Genomic DNA, 19,625 nt, shown 5'->3' with positions numbered 1-19,625 from the left:
CCTGACCGCTTGCGTGATTCTCCGGCCATTAACAGCCGAACCGCCGCAAGTTGCTGATTTTACTCGGTTTGCCAGTGCTGTTTTTGCAATGAAAGCACATTTTTATGGCAGACCGGCGGCGTTCCCGCTTTTGTTCCCATCGTGAAGTATTCCGCCTTATGCGGCATTAAGAAAGAGCTTTCTCATTGGATGTCTTTCAAAATTTTGAAGGGGAATTCGGTGCGCAAATCTTTATTATCATGGACCAAATAACAGAACCCAAAGGGATGTTTGGAAGGGGATGTATGGCATGAGCTATCCACGTAATCTGATCGGCTATGGCCGCAACACGCCAGATCCGCGCTGGCCCGGCGGGGCCAATATAGCCGTCCAATTCGTGGTCAATTATGAAGAGGGTGCGGAAAACTGCATTCTCGACGGCGATGCATCCTCCGAATGCCTGCTGTCGGAAATCGTCGGTGCACAGGCCTGGAACGGCCAGCGCAACCTGAACATGGAATCCATCTACGAATACGGTGCGCGTTCCGGTTTCTGGCGTCTGTGGCGCGCCTTCACGCGGCGCAACATGCCCGTCACTGTCTATGGCGTGACGCTGGCCATGGCGCGCAATCCCGAAGCAGTCGCTGCCATGAAGGAAGCCGACTGGGAAATCGCCAGCCACGGCCTGCGCTGGTGGGAATATAAGGACGTGCCGGAAGAAGTGGAGCGCGAGCATATTCGCGAAGCCGTGCGCCTGCACACGGAAGTGACTGGCTCGCGTCCGCTCGGCATTTATCAGGGCAAGCCGTCCGACAACACGCTGAAACTGGTGATGGAAGAAGGCGGCTTCGTCTATTCAGCCGATTCCTATGCGGACGAGCTGCCCTATTGGGTCAAGGGCCCGAAAGGCCCGCATCTGATTGTGCCCTATACGCTCGATGCCAACGACATGCGTTTTGCAACGCCGCAAGGCTTCAATTCCGGTGACCAGTTCTACACCTATCTGAAGGACGCCTTCGACGTGCTCTACCGCGAAGGCGCAGAAGGCGCGCCCAAGATGCTCTCCATCGGCCTGCATTGCCGTCTGGTTGGACGTCCGGGTCGGGCAGCCGCCCTTGAACGTTTCCTCGACTATGTCCAGAGCCACGACAAGGTCTGGGTTGCCAAGCGCATCGACATTGCCAATCACTGGCACGAACACCATAAGCCAAAAGTGGCCGATGTAGTGCCATCCCAAGCCAGCAAAGCCGATTTCGTGGCCCGTTACGGCAGCATTTTCGAGCATTCGCCGTGGATCGCCGAGCGCGCCTATGATGCCGGCTTCGGTGCCGCTGAGGACACGGCCTCCGGTCTTGCCGCTGCGATGACGAGAATCTTCCGCGCCGCCTCGCCCGAGGAGCGGCTTGGCGTTTTGAATGCCCACCCGGATCTCGCCGGCAAGCTGGCGCAGGCCAAACGCCTGACGGCGGAATCCACCGCCGAACAGGCCGGTGCCGGGCTCGATGCACTGACCGATGCGGAAAAGCAGACTTTCACCGAACTGAACGACGCCTATACGCAGAAATTCGGCTTTCCCTTCATCATTGCCGTGAAGGGGCGCAACAAACAGGAAATCCTCGGCACGTTCCAGCGCCGCGTCGCCAATGACCGCGATACGGAATTCGCCACCGCTTGCGCGCAAGTCGAGCGTATCGCCCTTCTCCGGCTGAAAGATATTCTGCCAGAAACGCTTTATTGATCAGGAACAGACAATGACCCGCACTTATTTCGCACCGACCGGTGGGTTGCCACCGCAGACGCAGCTTCTGACCGACCGCGCCATGTTCACGGAAGCCTATGCGGTTATTCCGAAAGGCACGTTCAGCGATATCGTGACGAGCTTCCTGCCTTTCTGGGAAAAGACGCGTCTATGGGTGATAGCCCGCCCTATGTCGGGTTTTGCCGAAACCTTCTCGCAATATATCATGGAAGTGCAGCCCGGCGGCGGCAGCGACCGCGCCGAGCTTGATGACACGGCGCAAGGCGTGTTGTTCGTGGTCGAAGGCGAAGTCACCGTCACCGTCGCGGGCAAGACCCACACGCTGACCGAAGGCGGCTATGCCTATCTGCCGCCGAAAAGCGGCTGGAGCCTGCGCAACACGGCCAGCGCGACCGCGCGTTTCCACTGGGTCCGCAAGGCCTATGACTATGTGGACGGGCTTAATGTGCCGGAGCCGCTCTTCCTCAACGAAAACGACATCGCCCCCTCGCCCATGCCCGACACCAATGGCGTTTGGGCAACGACGCGCTTTGTCGATCCGAACGATCTGCGCCACGACATGCATGTCACCATCGTGACGCTAGAACCGGGCGGCGTGATCCCCTTTGCCGAAACCCATGTCATGGAGCACGGCCTCTATGTGCTGGAAGGCAAGGCGGTCTACCGGCTCAATCAGGACTGGGTGGAAGTGGAAGCCGGTGATTTCATGTGGCTGCGCGCTTTCTGCCCGCAGGCCTGCTATGCAGGCGGTCCGGGCAAGTTCCGCTATCTGCTTTACAAGGATGTGAACCGTCATATGAAACTGTCGCGATAAGCGTAAACCGCAACAGGTATCCGGCCAAAGCTGGCTGGATACCTGCTCACTGCAACGCCCAACCCGCTATTTTCAAGCAAACGTTGCAGTGAAGACTATATTAGACTTCGATAACCTTTTAAGATTATTCGAGCAAACAAGATATTTTGATGGGATTGCAGTTGAACGCCCTCCTGATTTATGCTCAATAAATCTCCAAAGCCGCCTCTTTTGAGCAGCAGGCTTCGGATGATTGTTTTTTAGAGAGAAATATATTTATGAAAAACCATCGCGCGCTCGGCCTTGCTTGCACGCTGTCAGCACTTCTCGCAGCCCCTGCCTTTGCAGCCCCCCTTCCGGGCGGTGCAAACAGCTTGCAGGAAACCTATCAGGACTGGACCGTCTCCTGCCAGACGCAGAAGGACGCGTCCACCTGTGCTATCCGCCAGGAGCAGAACAGCTCTCAGACCGGCCAGCGCGTCTTGACCGTCGAGCTGCGCAATGTGGCGGGCGGAAAGGTCGACGGCGTCATCCTGATGCCGTTCGGCCTTGATATCGGCAAAGGCGCAACCATCAAGGTTGATGAGGCCGCTGGTCCGAATCTGGCATTTTCCACCTGCCTTCCGCAGGGTTGCCTTGCACCGGTCAGCTTCGACCCCAAACAGGTTGCGGCCATCAAGGCGGGTGCCAATATCAACGTGACCGCGACGGCGCTCAGCCCAAGCCAGCCGGTCGCCTTCAAGATTTCCCTGAAGGGTTTCGGCAGCGCGCTTGATCGCATTATTGCTCTGACGAAGTAATCGCAAAAGCGAGAACGCGGATACGGTATGATATCCGCAGCATGCAACTATGCCGCACGACCTTCAGGCCGTGCGGCATTTTTGTTTTATGCCAGTGTTCTGGAAATATGGGCCAGATGCCTGCGCCAGCGCAGGGTCATCATCACCGCAACGATGCCAAGCCCGGCGGCAAGGCCGAGCCAAATGCCCTGACCGCCCATGCCGACCTTGAAGGCGAGCAGCGCGCCAAGCGGCAGGCCGACGCCCCAATAGCCAAGCAGCGCCAGAAACATCGGAACGCGCGTGTCGCGCATGCCGCGCAACATGCCCGCCGCGACCGCTTGCGCGCCATCGACCGTCTGAAACAGGGCGGCCAGCGCAAGAAAGCTGACGGCCAGTTCCATCACGGGCAGATTTTCCGGATCGTGCAGATCGAGAAACACGCCGATGAACAGACGCGGGATCAGGATCATCAGAAGGCCCATGATCATCATGAAGCCGACGCCCAGCGCATAGGCGCTCCAGCCTGCATAGGCGACGGCTTTAGGATTGCCCGCGCCATAAGCGCGCCCCACCCGCACGGTCGCCACCTGCCCGAAACCGAGCGGCACCATGAAGCTCAGCGATGCGATCTGGATCGCCACCGCATGCGCCGCCATGGCGGTCGGGCTGATCCGGCCCATCATGACCACCGCCGCATAGAAGATCGAGGTTTCAAACACGAAGGTCAGCGCCATCGGAAAGCCAATGCGCCACAGCTCGCGCAGACGCGGCCAGTCAGGACGCCAGAAGCGACCGAACAGGTGATAGCGCCGGAAGCGGCGATGACGCAGCGCGATCACCGCCATGCCGAGAAACATCATCAGGCTGGAAAGTGTCGTCGCAATACCTGCGCCATGCAGCTCCATGCGCGGAAAGCCGAAATGACCGAAGATCAGCGTCCATCCGGCAAGCGCGTTGAAGCCGATCGCAGCACCTGCAATCAGCAGCGTCCACATGGGCTTTTCCATCGCCGCGAAGAACGAGCGCAGCACGATGTAGAACAGATAGGGCAACAGCGCCCATTGCAGCGTGTGCATGAAATCGGTCGAGCGTGCGGCAATATCCGGCTGCTGGCCGAGGAACAGGAATATCTCCTCGCAATGCCACAGCACGACCCAGATCGGGATCGAGATGATGATCGCCGTCCAGAAGCCCTGACGGACCGTGCGGCGCACATCGCGCACCGAATGGCGGTTCTTGCCAAGCGCGATGGCGATCATCGGCATGACCGCGGAAACCAGCCCCATCGAGAAGATGACCAGCGTGTGGTAGAAGCTCGTGGCGAGCAACGCCGAGGCGAGCGTATCCTTGCCGAGACGCCCGATGAAGATCACGTCGGTTGCCGTCAATGCGGCTTGCGAAACATTGGTCAGGATCAGCGGCCAGCCGAGCTTCAGCGCCGCCGAAAGTTCCCTGCCCCAGCGTTGAACGCTGTTCTGATTGGGCTCATGAAAGCCCGCATTGGTTGTACTGCTCACATTCCACTCCCCTGAATCATCCGAGGAGCCGTCACTCCGCCGGACAATTCAAAACCTGAAAACCACGCGCCGAGACATCAAAGACTCAGAGACCGGGTCAATCTGAGGAGAGAGTGGCGTCGCGATACGATCATCGACCGTCCCATGCCGGCTAAGAGCCGCGCGTTGCTTTTCAAAACAACGGCGCCCCAGCTTTTCGGGTTGTTCAATTTCAATGGGGAACGTTTTGCATGTTCCTGAAACTGATCCGGAGCCAAGCGGGTTGCGCATCGATCTGCACAATTTAGCAGCACATGGATATCAGACCCGCTTAAAAGAGCAACACATCTTGGGAAGTAAATTCCAACTTCGCGGCATGCCTCGAAACCAGTTTTCAAAACTGTCGCGAATGAGCCATCCATCGTCCGATAAATGATTGACCGGCACAGCGTCTGGATAGGAATATACGTGTTGTATTTTGCGAGGTTCCCATGCGCAGCACCAAGGTCATCCATATCGTCGGCTGTCATGCGGAGGGCGAAGTCGGCGATGTCATCGTCGGTGGTGTCGCGCCGCCTCCGGGCGAAACAGGGTGGGAACAGTCGCGCTTCATCGCCAGCGATGAGACCTTGCGCAATTTCGTGCTGAACGAACCGCGCGGCGGAGTGTTTCGCCATGTCAATCTGCTGGTGCCGCCGAAAGATCCGCGCGCGCAGATGGGCTTCATCATCATGGAACCTGCCGATACGCCGCCTATGTCGGGTTCGAACTCGATCTGCGTTTCAACAGTGCTGCTTGATAGCGGCATCATCCCGATGCAGGAACCGGTAACGCGCATGGTGCTCGAAGCGCCGGGCGGGCTTATCGAGGTGGAAGCGGAGTGTCGCAACGGCAAGGCCGAGCGTATCAGCGTGCGCAACGTGCCGTCTTTCGCTGACCGGCTGGATGCTGCGCTTGAAGTCGAAGGACTAGGCACCCTCACCGTCGATACGGCCTATGGTGGCGACAGCTTTGTCATTATCGATGCGGCTGAGATCGGCATGAAGATCGAGCCGGGTCAGGCGCGGGAACTGGCAGAGATCGGCGTGAGGATCACCAAGGCCGCCAATGAGCAGCTCGGCTTTCGTCACCCGGAAAAGGACTGGAACCACATTTCGTTTTGCCAGATCACCGAGCCGGTCACGCGCGACGGCGATGTGCTGACCGGCGTGAACACGGTAGCTATCCGTCCGGCCAAGCTGGACCGCTCGCCGACCGGGACGGGATGTTCGGCGCGAATGGCTGTGCTGCACGCCAAGGGCCAGATGAAAGTGGGTGAGCGCTTCATCGGCAAATCCGTACTGGGTACGGAATTTCATTGCCGGTTGGACAGAGCGCTGGAACTTGGCGGCAAGCCCGCCATCAGCCCGATCATTTCCGGTCGCGCATGGGTGACCGGCACCGCGCAGCTGATGCTCGATCCGAGCGATCCGTTTCCCGGGGGGTATCGGTTGTCGGACACCTGGCCCCGGGGCGAATAGCCGGATTCGTTCGAATAGAGCGGTACTGGTTTAGCGCCGAGGTCCACAATTCCAGCATGGCAATACGTGGAAAGGACTAGACAGACCTTTGGCCTGCCCGCCGGCCCAGGATGCGCCCATGGCGCCACCCAGAATTCCTGTCAGGACCGATAAGGCTATCACTGTATTTTTCATCGAAGACCTCCTCTGTTGTAAACACAGTGGAGTTGAACACAGATCGGATTCTCCCACATCCCCAACTCTATGCCGCCGAAATTCAGGGTTCCAGAATATCCTCGATCCTTCGAGACGGCCCTACGGGCCTCCTCAGGATGAGGATCGAAGGAGACAGTGCAAAGCATGAAGCACGCAATAAAAAACCCCGCCAAAGCGGGGTTTTTTATTGTGTAAAGCTATAACCTCACGCGAAGTCCAGCGCGCGGTCGCCATTCTCATCCTTGATACGGGATGGCAGGCCGATATGGTTCAGGATGTTGAGGAAAGGCTTCGGGTTCAGCTCTTCCACATTGACCATTTTCTTCACATCCCATTCGCCGGAAGCGATCAGGATTGCGGCAGCCACAGGGGGAACGCCAGCCGTGTAGGAAATGCCCTGCGAACCCACTTCGTTGTAAGCGTCCTTATGATCGGCAACGTTGTAGATGAAGACTTCCTTTTCCTTGCCGTCCTTGGTGCCCTTGACGAAATCGCCAATGCAGGTCTTGCCGGTATAATCCGGCGCCAGCGACGACGGATCGGGCAGCACAGCCTTGACCACCTTGAGCGGCACGACTTCCAGGCCTTCAGCAGTCTTGACCGGCTGTTCGGACAAGAGACCAAGATTGTTCAGCACAGTGAAGACGTTGATGTAGTGATCGCCAAAGCCCATCCAGAAGCGGACATCCGCTTTCGGGTAGTTCTTGGACAGCGAATGCACTTCGTCATGGCCGGTCATGTAAGCCTTGCTCGGGCCGACGACAGGCAGGTCGAAGGTGTGGCCAACTTCGAACATCTTGTTCGACTGCCACGCGCCCTTCTGCCAGGAATAGACCGTGCCGGTGAATTCGCGGAAATTGATTTCCGGATCGAAATTGGTCGAGAACCAGCGACCATGCGAACCGGCATTGATGTCGACGATATCGATCGACGTCACATCATCCAGATAATCGTCAGCGGCCAGACGCGCATAGGCATTGACCACGCCCGGGTCGAAGCCGATGCCGAGAATGGCTGTGATGCCCTTCTCTTCGCACTCCTTGAGGTGCTTCCATTCGTAATTGCCATACCATGGCGGCGTCTCGCAGATCTTCTTCGGATCTTCGTGAATGGCCGTGTCCATATAGGCAACGCCCGTATCGATACAGGCGCGAAGGACCGACATATTGAGGAAGGCCGAGCCGACATTGATGACGATCTGAACACCCGTCTTCTGGATCAGAGCCTTGGTGGCTTCAACTTCCAGAGCATCCAGCGCATGCGCTTCCAGCTTCACCTCGGTCTTGAGGCTCTTCTTTTCATGCACGCTATCGATAATCTTGCGGCATTTCTCAACCGTGCGGGACGCAATATGGATATCGCCCAAAATGTCAGAGTTTTGCGCACATTTATGTGCAACAACCTGTGCCACGCCCCCGGCGCCGATAATGAGAACGTTCTTCTTCATTTTCTGTCGATGCTTCCTCTTCCAGCGGTTTCCCGCCATCTATTGACCGTCCCGATTGCCTTCTCATTCGGAACACATGAGTTCGTTGCAGCCTGAAGCCGCAACCGGATCTTTACGAAAGCGACCCTTCAAAATCCGCGAAGGTGAATTCGCGGACAACATTGACCGTGCCGTCCAATTCGCGCACGGCAATCGCAGGCATTTTCACGCCATTGAACCAGTTTTTCTTGACCATCGTATAACCGGCGGCATCCGCAAAAGAGAGACGGTCGCCAACTTTCAGTTCATGGCCGAAATTGAACTCGCCGAAAACATCGCCCGCCAGGCACGACTTGCCGCAGACCATGTAACGGTGGTTGCCCTCATTCGGCTCCATCTTCGCGGTTTCGCGATAGATCAAAAGATCGAGCATATGGGCTTCGATGGAGCTATCCACGATGGCGAGGTTCTTGCCGTTGAACAGCGTGTCGAGAACCGTCACTTCCAGCGTCGTGGTCTTGGTGATCGAGGCTTCGCCCGGTTCCAGATAGACCTGCACGCCAAACTTTTCCGAAAACGCCTTCAGGCGCGTGCAGAATTCATCGACGGGATAATTCTCGCCGGTGAAATGAATGCCGCCGCCAAGGCTGACCCATTCAACCCGGCGCAGAAGTGAGCCGAACTTGTCTTCGATCTCCGTCAGCATCTTGTCGAACAGACCGAAATCGGAATTTTCGCAATTGTTGTGAATCATGAAGCCAGTCACGCGGTCCATGACCTTCTCGACCTTCGCCACATCCCACTCGCCAAGACGGCTGAACGGACGCGCCGGATCGGCAAGATCGAAGCTCGATGACGACACGCCCGGATTGAGACGCAGGCCGCGCTTGATATGCGCCGCCTTATCGGCAAAGCGATCCAACTGGCCGATGGAATTGAAGATGATCTTGTCGGCATTGGCGATGACTTCATCGATCTCGTGATCGGCATAGGCAACGCTATAGGCGTGGGTTTCGCCGCCGAATTTCTCGTGGCCAAGACGCACTTCGTTGAGCGAGGACGAGGTGGTGCCGTCCATATACTGGCTCATGAAATCAAACACAGACCATGTCGCGAAGCATTTCAGCGCCAGCAAAGCCTTCGCGCCGGACTTCTCGCGCACATAGGCGATCTTTTCCATGTTGCGCTTCAGCTTGGTCTTGTCGATCAGGTAATAAGGCGTCTGGATCATGGCTCTTCGTCTTCGGGTCGTCCAATGGGGAAATCTGGCCTGTCCAGCAAGGCTGGTCGCCACGTTGGGAAGAAGCGTCAGACGCTTCTTCTGGAATTATTCAAAGGCTTATAGGAAGCTTGTGACAGAAACACAAATCCGCCACAGCACCACGGGGAAAAATTTCCCCACAAGCTGTCGCGGATCGCTTCCATCTTGGCTATCAGCCTTCAACGGTTGGCCCTGATATAGAGCTTTTCGCCAGAATTTGAACCCTTTACACGCTTCTCCCTTGTTTTGATTGAAAGTCTTTGTGCGCTGGCCCGGCTTCCTGCGCGTGATTGACCGCTCTATCATCGCCCGAAATATTTCCCTGATAATTAAACAAGCATCTTCTTGACAAATTAAAGGGGCGGGCGTAGCGATTGGCATGCAGTTCGGACAGATGGGCATTTTGGGGCCTCCATGTCCGGTTATTCAGTTGTGTAAGGTAAAAATCATGCAGGACCAAACATCCGCTAGCGGCCAGACCGCCGGTTGGGGAGACCTGTTTGCCGGTAAGAACGCCATCCGGTCGCTCACGCTTGTCGGCGGTGTCGCATTGCACGCCATCAACGTGTTCATCGCCACCACCATCCTGCCCACGGTCGTCGCCGATATTGGCGGCATGGATTATTACGCCTGGAACACGGCGCTGTTCGTGACGGCCTCCATTCTCGGCTCTGCGCTCGTTCCGCGCCTGCTCTCGCAGGCAGGTCCGCGCAGCGCCTATCTGTTGGCGGCAATAATTTTCGCCGCCGGGACGCTCGCCTGCGGTCTCGCGCCATCCATGCCGGTCATGCTGGCCGGGCGTTCGGTGCAGGGCCTTGGCGGCGGCATGATGCTGGCGCTTTCCTATGCGATGATCCGCATCGTTTTCCCTGAAAACCTCTGGCCCCGCGCCATCGGTCTCGTCTCCGGCATGTGGGGCGTTGCAACCCTCGTCGGTCCCGCGATCGGCGGCATATTCGCCGAGCTTGGCATCTGGCGCGCTGCCTTCTGGTCGCTGGCACCGGTGATCGGCATCTTCGCCATTATGGCCATGGTCGTGCTGCCGCGCGCCTCCGGCGATGCAGGCAGCCGCGCACCACTGGCCTGGCCGCAGCTCATTTTGCTGACGGCGGCTGTCCTTGCCGTCTCCGCCGCCAGCATTTCGGTCAATGCCGTCATGAATGCGGCAGGCGTCGCGCTGGCTATCGTGCTGTTGGTCCTGCTCTTCGTGATCGAACGCAATTCGTCACGGCGCATTCTGCCCAAGGGGTCTTTCAGTCTCCGCCGGCTCGGCGCGCTTTATCTGACGCTCGCCTTCCTCAGCGCCTCGGTCACCAGCGCCGAAGTGTTCGTGCCACTGTTCTTTCAGGTGCTGCATAACCAGTCGCCCTTAGTCGCCGGTTATCTGGCCGCCATCATGGGCGGAAGCTGGACGCTCGGTTCCATCGGATCTTCGGGCGTCTCGTCAGGCCGGGTTGACCGGGTGATCATCGCCGCGCCGCTGATGGGCATAGCGGGCATGGTCACGCTCGCCACGCTGGTTCCCGTCGGCAGCGACGGTCAATGGGCAAGCCTGTTGCCAATCTGTCTGGCGCTGGCGGTCATCGGCTTTGGCGTGGGCATGACATGGCCGCATCTTCTGACGCGCATTTTCAAGCGCGCCGATGCGGATGACCAGAATCTAGCGTCGGCATCCGTCACGACTGTCCAGCTTTTCACCACGGCGCTCGGCGCCGCGCTGGCGGGCATGGTCGCCAATATGGCTGGCCTCAGCAATCCCGGCGGCTTTGCAGGCACCGCCAATGCCGCCATGTGGCTGTTTTCCGGCTTTGCCATCATGTCGGCGCTGGCATTCCTGTCCGCGCTGGCTTTGGTGCGCAGCGCAAGACAGCCGCAAGTGGCATCGTGCTGATCAGGAAAGACTGGCCGGGGTAAAAACATAGGCGCAGCGCCGCGCCCCGGCCAGAATATGCTCGGTACGGGCAACCGAAACATCGGGACCCAGAACCGCTTCAAACACCTGAAGCTCGGCCCGGCAAAAGCCCTGACAGGCATCGGCGGCGGCACAGATCGGACAATGGTTCTCGACAAAAAGCCAAGAACCATCCGCCCGCCGCTCGGCATCGGCCATATAGCCCTCGGTCGAGCGAATATCTGCAAGCGCCTTGACGCGCTCGTCGAACTCCATGTCCTTGAGGCGCGCATGATACTGGCGGCGGGTTTCCGTCTCGCGATGCGCAACCAGCGTTTCCAGCGCGTCTTCACCAAGGATGGTGCGCACGGAATGCAGAAGCTGCACGGTCAGATCGGCATGGGTATCGGGAAAGCGCTTATTGCCGGTTTCCGTCAGATCCCAGAACTGCGACGGGCGGCCAACGCCCTGCGAAACGGAATGCGGCGCGACGAGACCTTCCTCGGCCAGCCGCACCAACTGCTGGCGCACCGCCTCGCCGGTGGTGCCGAGATGTTCACCGATTGCGGCAGCCGTCTGCGCACCGCGCATCTTCAGCGCCAGCATCACGCGTTCTGCGGGTGAACGTGCTCCCGAAACGTCCGTATTTAGAAAGTCATTCCTTGACATATTGCCTGTTTTCGATTTAAAGAAGCATTATCTTGTTAAATTAAGCGAACCGCCCGGAATTATCAAGATCGTTCTGTATGAAGGAGTCCAAAATGAGCTTTACCCTGCCTCCGCTTCCCTATGCGACCAACGCTCTTGAAGGCGTCGGCATGGGCACCGAAACGCTTGAGTTGCACCATGGCAAGCACCATCAGGCTTATGTAACGGCGCTCAATGGCTTCGTTGAGAAGAACGATGCGCTCAAGGGCAAGTCGCTTGAGGAAATCGTGCTCTTTGCCAAGGACAAGGCCGATCTCGCTCCGGTCTTCAACAATGCCGGTCAGCATTGGAACCATGATCTATTCTGGCAGAACCTGTCGGCAAATGGCGGACGCCTTCCCGGCGCGCTGGAAAAGAAGATCGTTGAAGACTTTGGCGGCGTCGACCAGTTCAAGGAAGCCTTCAAGACGGCGGCTGTCGGCCAGTTCGGGTCGGGCTGGGCGTGGCTGGTTCTGGCCAATGACGGCAAGCTGAAGGTCACCAAGACGCCAAATGGCTCCAATCCGCTGGCAACCGGCGAAGGCAAGGCGCTATTAGGGCTTGATGTCTGGGAGCATAGCTATTATCTCGATTTCCGTAATCGTCGGCCTGACTATGTAACGAACTTCCTCGACAAGCTGGCCAACTACGAATTCGCGGAAGCCACCCTGAAGGCAGCCTGACGCGCTTATATTGATTGCGATCAAAGCGGCCTGCCTGCTCAGGATGCAAACTCCACGGAGTTGCATCCATGCGGGCGGGCCGCAGCAATGACCGATAAAGACCAAACCAACCGACCCAATCCTGAAGGCGCCGTCCTCCCAAGCGTGGTGCCGGAGAACAACAGAGACAGTTCCGAAGATGAGCAGCAACTTTAATCAGGAAACCGTCACCGATATCCATCACTGGACCGACACGCTGTTTTCCTTCCGCACGACGCGTGATCCGGGCTTCCGCTTCCAGAGCGGCCAGTTCATCATGATGGGCCTCGAAGTGAACGGCAAGCCGCTCACCCGTGCCTATTCCATTGCCTCGAGCCTCTACGAAGACGGGCTGGAATTCTTCTCGATCAAGGTGCCGAACGGTCCGCTGACTTCCAAGCTCCAGCATTTGAAAGTTGGCGACCAGATCATCCTGTCCAAGAAGCCGGTCGGCACGCTGCTCTATGACAATCTCAAGCCCGGCAAGAATCTGTGGCTGCTCTCGACCGGCACCGGCCTTGCGCCATTCCTGTCGATCATCCGCGATCTGGAAGCCTATGAGCGCTATGAGAAGATCATTCTCGTTCATGGCGTGCGTCAGGTGGCGGAACTGGCCTATACGGATTTCATTTCCAACGAATTGCCGCAGGACGAATTCCTCGGCGAGATGGCGGCAAAGCAGCTCATCTATTACCCGACCGTCACCCGCGAGCCTTACAAGAACCGCGGACGCCTCACCGACCTCATTCGCTCGGGCCAGATTTTCACCGATATCGACATGCCGGAACTCAATCTGGAAGACGATCGCGTGATGCTGTGCGGCAGCCCGGAAATGCTGGCTGAAACCAAGCAGCTCCTCGAAGAGCGCGGTTTCAAGGAAGGCAGCCAGAGCGAAGCCGGTCATTTCGTGATCGAAAAGGCTTTTGTCGAAAAATAAGTTTCGCAGCCATGCAGACGAAAAAAGGGAGGCGATTGCCTCCCATTTTCATTTCAGCTCTTCGAAATCGAGCCCGATATCGAGGTTCGGCGCGCTGTGCGTGGTCCAGCCGACCGAAATCAGCTCAACGCCGCTGGCAGCCACCGCCGCCACCGTTTCCGGCGTGATCCCGCCGGACGCTTCCGAAATCGCGCGCCCGTCGATCACCGACACCGCCTCGCGCAATTGCGCAGGCGACATATTGTCGAGCAGCACCGCATCCACGCCGACAGCCATCGCCTCATCAAGCTGTTGCAGCGTATCGACCTCGACTTCGATCTTGACCATGTGACCGGCCCCGGCCTTGGCACGTTCGATGGCCTCACGCACACCGCCAGCAACTGCGATGTGATTGTCCTTGATCAGCACCGCATCATAAAGCGCGAAACGGTGGTTCATGCCGCCGCCTGCCCTCACTGCATATTTCTGCAAGGCGCGCAGCCCCGGTGTTGTCTTGCGCGTGCAGACGATGGAGGCCCTGGTGCCTTGGACCGCCTGCACCAAGCCGGCGGTGGCTGTGGCGATACCGGAGAGGTGACCGAGGAAATTCAGCGCCGTGCGCTCCCCCGCCAGAATGGAACGGGACGAGCCGGAAACGCGGGCAACATCCGCCCCCTTCTCAAGAGACTGACCGTCCCGCGCCAAACGTTCGAATTTGACATCCGGATCGACCAGACGAAACGCCATTTCGGCCACATCCAGCCCGGCAATGACGCCCGGCTGGCGCAGGCTGAAAAGCATGGCCGAACGGTGATCCTCCGGCACCACCGCATTGCTGGTGATATCGCCAGCGAGCCCCAGATCTTCCAGAAGTGCGGCGCGCACCAGCGGTTCGACGACAAGCGGAGACAAGCGCGGCAGGTTCATCATGCAGTCCTTGTAACAGGGTGAGGCGCGGCGATTTCGCAAGCCAGTGCGAAAGCGACCGGAAAGGTGAAAAAGCTGCGGCCTGAATCCGTGCTTTTGGTGGGATAGTCGGTGCGGGCATGGCTGCCGCGCGACTCGCACCGGTCAAATGCCGCAACCGCAGCGACCAGCGCCACGGCTGCGGCATCGTCGGTCTCCGCGAGGGGGAGAAGGGTGGTGATTGCAGAGCGCAAACCTTCTTCATCACGCAGCAGGCCAAGATGGCGGGAAACAATGTGCCGCACGGGTTCAGCGTCCGCGCTCTGCGGCAGGCTGACCGGCACGGGATGCCGCACGGCGACCGCCTCTTCACAGCCAATCGCGCGGGCGGCGCGCAACCCCATGGCGGCGGCTTCAAGCAGTGAATTGCTGGCAAGCCGGTTGGCGCCATGCAGGCCGGTGCAGGCAGCCTCGCCCACAGCCCAGAGACCGGGCAAGCTGGTGCGACCGTCAGCGTCGGTCTTGACGCCGCCCATGTGATAATGCGTGGCGGGTCTGACCGGGATCATATCGCGGGACGGATCGACGCCATGTTGTTTGCAAAGCGTATCGATACCGGGAAACCGGGTTGCAAAACGCGCGCCCAGAGCTGTACGCGCATCGAGATAGACCTTGCGCCCTTGCGCGATCTCGCTGCCGATGGCGCGCGCCACTACATCGCGGGGCGCAAGCTCGCGGCCCGGAATATCCGCCATGAAGCGCTCGCCACGATCATTGACGAGATTGGCGCCCTCCCCGCGCACCGCTTCGCTGATCAGCGGCAGACGCGGCGCGGAAACGGCTAGCGCGGTCGGGTGGAATTGCACAAATTCCATATCGGCCAGCACAGCGCCTGCACGGCCTGCCAGAGCGGCCCCTTGGCCGAGATTGCCGAGCGGCGTGGTCGTTGCGTTATAAAGTCCGCCGATCCCGCCCGTCGCCAGCACCACGGCGCGCGCTGCAACCGGACCGACATTTTCAAGACAAGCGCCGGCGACACGGCCATCCTGCCGGATGAGCCGCAAGGCGCGGGTGTTTTCCATGACGTTGATCGAAGGCGTCGCCAGCACTTTCGCAATCAAGGCGCGCATAATGCCAGCGCCGGTCCCATCGCCATCCACATGCACAATGCGATAGCGACTATGGGCGGCTTCCAGCCCGAGCGAAAATGAACCGTCCGCCGTGCGGTCGAAGTGTACGCCATGGGCTTCCAGCGCGGCAACCACGTCCGCGCCTGCCGCGATAATTTCTGCCGCCACGCCTGCGTCACACAGGCCGTCGCCCGCCGCAATCGTATCGGCCAGATGCAGCGCCGCGCTGTCATCCGCGCCAAGGCTCGCGGCAATGCCGCCTTGTGCCAGCGTGCTGGATCCGGAAAGGCCGAGGGTTCCCGCCGTCACCAGCAACACAGGCTGCGGCGACAAGGTCAGCGCCGTCATCAGACCGGCAAGGCCGCTGCCAATGACGAGGACCGGGGCCGTATTCATACCGCCAGCATCCGCTCGACGGCACGCCGGGCAGGCTCCATCAATGCTGCATCGACGGTCACTTCATGACGGTTGTTTTCCAGCGCGTCGCGAATATTGGCGAGCGTGATCCGCTTCATATGCGGGCAGAGATTGCACGGGCGGATGAACTCCACATCCGGGTGATCGACGGCGACATTGTCGCTCATCGAGCATTCGGTCAAAAGCACGACACGCTGCGGCTTCTTCTCGCCGACATAGTCCGACATGACCGCTGTGGAACCGGCAAAATCGGCGACCGCCACCACTTCCGGCGGGCATTCGGGATGGGCCAGAACCACCACGCCGGGATGGCTTTCACGCAATTCACGGATATCGTCGGGCGTGAACCGCTCATGTACCTCGCAATGGCCATGCCAGGCGAGAATTTCGACATTGGTTTCGCGCGCCACATTCTGCGCCAGAAACTCGTCGGGGATCATCAGCACACGCGGCACGCCAAGCGACTCCACCACTTTCTTGGCATTCCCGGAAGTGCAGCAAATGTCGGACGCCGCCTTCACGGCAGCAGATGTATTGACATAGGTGATGATTGGCACGCCCGGATGCGCCTGCCGCAACAACGCCACATCTTCCGGCGTGATGCTGTCGGCCAGTGAACAGCCCGCGCCCATATCGGGGATCAGCACCGTCTTGCCGGGATTAAGCAGCTTCGCCGTCTCGGCCATGAAATGCACACCCGCCAGCACGATCACATCGGCATCGACCTCCGCAGCCTTGCGGGCCAGCGCCAGACTGTCGCCGACAATATCAGCCACGCAATGGAAGATTTCAGGCGTCTGGTAATTATGCGCAAGGATCACCGCATTGCGTTTTTTCTTCAATTCGAGAATGGCTGCGACATCGTCTTCGAAGCCCAGCCACTCCGCCTTGGGTAGCACCTTGGCCACGCGGTCATAGAGTTGCGAAACGGAAACATGATCGTTCATGGTTGGGCCTCCCGAGCCTACCCATTATACTCAATCTGAGCATTTCATGTTTATGAACTTATACTCGATTCGAGTATATTGTCAATCGCGGGAGATTGGCAGCTTGGCTCCAGCCAGATGGCGCTCGGAAAGGGCGCGTTCCTCGACAATCGAGTAACGGAAACGGAAGAGTTTTGCCGGGCGACCGCCGGTTTCGCTATCGCTTTCGCCGGTTTCCTCGACCAGATCCTGCTGCTCGATCAGGCGGCGGAAATTCTGCTTGTGCAGGCGCAGACCGGCCAGCGCTTCGACCGTGCGCTGCAATTGCAGAAGCGTAAAACTGTCCGGCATCAATTCGAACACCACCGGGCGATATTTGATCTTGGCGCGCAGTCGCGCAATGGCCGTGGCAAGGATGCGGCGATGATCGGCAAACATGGAGCGACCGTTCTCGTCTTCCTTCATCCCAGCTTCCGCCACCAGACCGGCTTCGAACAGCAGTTCATAGCGTTGCAGCACGAGGTCTTCGTTCCAGCGCCCGCCCCACTCGCCATTTTCAAAGCCGAAGGTGAAGGCGATACGCCGCATGCGCTGCGCGGTCAGTTCCGGCGTTTCGGCCCGATAGGCCCAGACAAGGAGCGCATTGTTGAGATGCTCCATGATGGCCGGTTCGCCCTGACGGTGATCTTCCCACGGCAGATAATCATACCAGCCGCGCCAGCCGGCCTGCCCTGCCGCCGCATCGCTCTCACGCACAAGGCCGAGATAGCTGATCGAAATGATGCGTTCGCCCTGTGCGTGACGGTCACGGTCGGCAAAAGTGTAGAGCTGCTCCAGATAACCGACCGGATGTGCGGTTTCCGACTGCACCCAGGCGCGCAGACCGGATTGCAACGAACGATGCTCGCTTTCGAACGGGCCAGAGGGAAGAGCCTGCCCCTGCCGCACGGTCATGACGCGCGGCTGTTCGCTGGTCACGGCGGCCAGCACGGCAATCAGTTCGGTATGGGCAATATCGTCGGTCACGGCAACTCCGGAAAACAGTTCCGACATTGAACGCGATTGACCAACGAATACAAGGCGCTGTGCGTTACCGGCCACAGCTTTCAGCGCCTACGCCTTGCTCTTGGCCCCGAAAACATGCTCCGGCCCCGGAAATGTGCGCGCGCGCACCTCCTCGGCATAGGCTTTTGCGGCATCGGACACCTGCGGCGCCAGTTGCGCAAAGCGCTTCACGAAGCGCGGCGTGAAATCCTGAAACAGCCCCAGCATATCGTCGGAGACGAGTATCTGCCCGTCGCAAGCCGCCGACGCACCGATGCCGACGGTCGGAATGGCAAGGGCACCGGTGATCTCGCGCGCCAGCGGCTCCACCGTGCCTTCAATCACCAGCGCAAACACGCCGGCATCGGCAATGGCCTGCGCGTCACGGCGGATGCGGTCGGCTTCCTCGTCGCCGCGTCCGAGCGAGCGAAAACCGCCGACCGTGTTGACCTGTTGCGGCATCAAACCGACATGGCCGAAGACCGGAATGCCGCGCCGCACCAGAAAATCGACCGTTTCGGCCATTTCTTCGCCGCCTTCGAGCTTGACGCCATCACAGCCAGTTTCCTGCATCACGCGAACGGCGTTGCGAAACGCCTGTTCCTTCGATTCCTGATAGGAACCGAACGGCATATCGACGATGACGCAGGCCGTCTCGGCTCCGCGCATCACCGCCTGCCCATGGGCGACCATCATGTCGAGCGTCACGGCAAGGGTGGAATCCATGCCGTAAAGCACCATGCCGAGCGAATCCCCCACCAGCAGCAGGTCGCAATGCGGATCGAGCAGACGCGCAATCGGTGTCGTATAAGCGGTGAGGCTGACAATCGGGCGCTCGCCCTTCAGGGCTGAAATGGCCTTGGGCGTCAGTCGCTTCTGTTTGACGGGTGCGCTCATGTCAGGCCGCCTGTTCCTGCGCGACATGCGCAATGACACGATTATCGAGGAGCCGCGTCGTGCCAAGCCGCACGAACAGCGCAAGCAGCACCGGACGCCCCTGCACCACCGTCAGGCGCTCCAGCGTTTCGGGGTCGCGCAGCGCCACTACTTCCGGCGTCGCCAGCGGCTCCGTGGCGATATAGGCGCGAATTGCCGCTTCCAGCGCATCGGGATCATCCACACCGGAGCGATAAAGCCGCTCAGCCTCATCAAGCGCCTTCGGCACGATGATGGCGGCAGCACGCTCAGCGGGCGTCAGATAGACATTGCGCGACGAACAGGCGAGCCCGTCATCCTCCCGCACCGTCTCCACGCCGACGACGCGCACCGGAATGGCCATATCCTCCACCATGCGGCGGATGATGACGAGTTGCTGAAAATCCTTTTCGCCGAAATAGGCGGCATCGGGACCGACGATATTGAAGAGCTTGCTCACCACCGTCGCGACCCCGGCGAAGTGGCCGGGACGCGCCTCGCCTTCCATCTGATTGCCGAGCGTCGGCACATCCACCACCGTCTGCATCGGGCGCGGATACATGTCGCTGACGGCTGGTGCGAAGAGGTAATCGACCTCTGCCCCGCGCAACAGAGCCGCATCGCGCTCCAGATCGCGCGGATATTTGTCGAGATCTTCATTCGCGCCAAATTGCAGCGGATTGACGAAGATCGACACGATGGTCAAGTCATTGTCGGCGCGGGAACGATGTACAAGTTCCAGATGGCCTTTGTGAAGATAGCCCATGGTCGGCACGAAGCCGATGCGCTTGCCCGCACGACGCGCAGGCGCCAGAACCTGCCGCAATTCCTCGATGGTCCGGATAATCTGCATACGCGTTCCTCCTCGCGGGCCGATCTTC

General features: G+C 59.2%; 17 protein-coding genes. 7 read left to right on the top strand and 10 right to left on the bottom strand.

The window, feature by feature from the left end:
- Nucleotides 1-289: 289 nt before the first annotated feature.
- From puuE to D8666_RS08765, 3 genes are all read left to right on the top strand, one after another.
- Nucleotides 290-1,717 (top strand): allantoinase PuuE, encoded by a 1,428-nt coding sequence (gene puuE, locus D8666_RS08775; RefSeq protein ID WP_121537460.1) that lies wholly within the window; start codon nucleotides 290-292, stop codon nucleotides 1,715-1,717.
- Nucleotides 1,718-1,730: 13 nt separating this feature from the next.
- Nucleotides 1,731-2,552, top strand: a complete 822-nt coding sequence (locus tag D8666_RS08770; RefSeq protein WP_121537278.1) for a bifunctional allantoicase/(S)-ureidoglycine aminohydrolase — start codon at nucleotides 1,731-1,733, stop codon at nucleotides 2,550-2,552.
- 257 nt (nucleotides 2,553-2,809) lie between these two features.
- Nucleotides 2,810-3,331 (top strand): invasion associated locus B family protein, encoded by a 522-nt coding sequence (locus D8666_RS08765; RefSeq protein ID WP_109368382.1) that lies wholly within the window; start codon nucleotides 2,810-2,812, stop codon nucleotides 3,329-3,331.
- A gap of 86 nt (nucleotides 3,332-3,417) precedes the next feature.
- Here the strand turns inward: D8666_RS08765 and D8666_RS08760 are convergent, their stop codons facing one another.
- Entirely contained in the window at nucleotides 3,418-4,830 is a 1,413-nt protein-coding gene (locus D8666_RS08760) for an MATE family efflux transporter (RefSeq protein WP_109368381.1), read from the bottom strand.
- Nucleotides 4,831-5,300: 470 nt separating this feature from the next.
- On the opposite strand from D8666_RS08760, the gene D8666_RS08755 reads away from it, so the two are divergent.
- On the top strand, nucleotides 5,301-6,329 hold the full coding sequence (locus D8666_RS08755) for a trans-3-hydroxy-L-proline dehydratase (protein WP_121537276.1): 1,029 nt from the start codon (nucleotides 5,301-5,303) through the stop codon (nucleotides 6,327-6,329).
- A gap of 400 nt (nucleotides 6,330-6,729) precedes the next feature.
- Here the strand turns inward: D8666_RS08755 and D8666_RS08745 are convergent, their stop codons facing one another.
- Together D8666_RS08745 and nspC are read right to left on the bottom strand one after the other, a co-directional pair.
- A complete protein-coding gene (locus D8666_RS08745; RefSeq protein WP_121537272.1) occupies nucleotides 6,730-7,971 on the bottom strand; it encodes a saccharopine dehydrogenase family protein in 1,242 nt (413 codons plus the stop codon).
- A 112-nt stretch (nucleotides 7,972-8,083) separates the two neighbouring features.
- The gene (gene nspC, locus D8666_RS08740) at nucleotides 8,084-9,181 is read right to left on the bottom strand and encodes a carboxynorspermidine decarboxylase (protein ID WP_121537270.1); all 1,098 of its coding nucleotides are present in this window, start codon (nucleotides 9,179-9,181) and stop codon (nucleotides 8,084-8,086) included.
- Between the two features lie 478 nt (nucleotides 9,182-9,659).
- Between nspC and D8666_RS08735 the strand changes: the two genes are divergently transcribed.
- Complete coding sequence (locus D8666_RS08735; protein ID WP_121537268.1) at nucleotides 9,660-11,102, top strand: MFS transporter; 1,443 nt, start codon at nucleotides 9,660-9,662, stop codon at nucleotides 11,100-11,102.
- On the opposite strand, the gene D8666_RS08730 is transcribed toward D8666_RS08735, so the two are convergent.
- Nucleotides 11,103-11,708 (bottom strand): helix-turn-helix transcriptional regulator, encoded by a 606-nt coding sequence (locus tag D8666_RS08730; RefSeq protein WP_121537266.1) that lies wholly within the window; start codon nucleotides 11,706-11,708, stop codon nucleotides 11,103-11,105. It lies immediately after the preceding gene.
- A 155-nt stretch (nucleotides 11,709-11,863) separates the two neighbouring features.
- Between D8666_RS08730 and D8666_RS08725 the strand changes: the two genes are divergently transcribed.
- Both D8666_RS08725 and D8666_RS08720 read left to right on the top strand, forming a co-directional pair.
- Complete coding sequence (locus D8666_RS08725) at nucleotides 11,864-12,472, top strand: superoxide dismutase (protein ID WP_078337946.1); 609 nt, start codon at nucleotides 11,864-11,866, stop codon at nucleotides 12,470-12,472.
- Nucleotides 12,473-12,650: 178 nt separating this feature from the next.
- Nucleotides 12,651-13,427, top strand: a complete 777-nt coding sequence (locus tag D8666_RS08720) for a ferredoxin--NADP reductase (protein WP_078337945.1) — start codon at nucleotides 12,651-12,653, stop codon at nucleotides 13,425-13,427.
- A gap of 48 nt (nucleotides 13,428-13,475) precedes the next feature.
- On the opposite strand, the gene nadC is transcribed toward D8666_RS08720, so the two are convergent.
- The 6 genes from nadC to panC all read right to left on the bottom strand — a co-directional run bounded on the left by nadC (nucleotide 13,476) and on the right by panC (nucleotide 19,597).
- Complete coding sequence (nadC, locus tag D8666_RS08715; RefSeq protein ID WP_109370169.1) at nucleotides 13,476-14,333, bottom strand: carboxylating nicotinate-nucleotide diphosphorylase; 858 nt, start codon at nucleotides 14,331-14,333, stop codon at nucleotides 13,476-13,478.
- Nucleotides 14,333-15,838 carry an L-aspartate oxidase gene (locus tag D8666_RS08710; RefSeq protein WP_109368374.1) on the bottom strand — a complete coding sequence of 502 codons (1,506 nt, stop codon included), beginning with the start codon at nucleotides 15,836-15,838 and terminating at the stop codon, nucleotides 14,333-14,335. Before D8666_RS08710 ends, nadC begins: the two co-directional genes overlap by 1 nt.
- Entirely contained in the window at nucleotides 15,835-16,806 is a 972-nt protein-coding gene (nadA, locus tag D8666_RS08705) for a quinolinate synthase NadA (protein ID WP_109368373.1), read from the bottom strand. The genes D8666_RS08710 and nadA overlap by 4 nt, the downstream gene beginning before the upstream one ends.
- Before the next feature lie 81 nt (nucleotides 16,807-16,887).
- On the bottom strand, nucleotides 16,888-17,838 hold the full coding sequence (locus tag D8666_RS08700) for an NUDIX hydrolase (RefSeq protein WP_109370168.1): 951 nt from the start codon (nucleotides 17,836-17,838) through the stop codon (nucleotides 16,888-16,890).
- Nucleotides 17,839-17,898: 60 nt separating this feature from the next.
- The gene (gene panB, locus D8666_RS08695) at nucleotides 17,899-18,726 is read right to left on the bottom strand and encodes a 3-methyl-2-oxobutanoate hydroxymethyltransferase (protein ID WP_109368372.1); all 828 of its coding nucleotides are present in this window, start codon (nucleotides 18,724-18,726) and stop codon (nucleotides 17,899-17,901) included.
- 1 nt (nucleotide 18,727) lies between these two features.
- Nucleotides 18,728-19,597: a pantoate--beta-alanine ligase gene (panC, locus tag D8666_RS08690; RefSeq protein ID WP_109368371.1), complete on the bottom strand. Its 870-nt coding sequence runs from the start codon at nucleotides 19,595-19,597 to the stop codon at nucleotides 18,728-18,730.
- Nucleotides 19,598-19,625 lie beyond the last annotated feature (28 nt).

Source organism: Ochrobactrum soli (assembly GCF_003664555.1).
In the GTDB taxonomy this organism is placed as follows: domain Bacteria; phylum Pseudomonadota; class Alphaproteobacteria; order Rhizobiales; family Rhizobiaceae; genus Brucella; species Brucella teleogrylli.
Note: the sequence above shows the minus strand (reverse complement) of the source record. Positions and strands in the feature narration are given on the sequence as shown.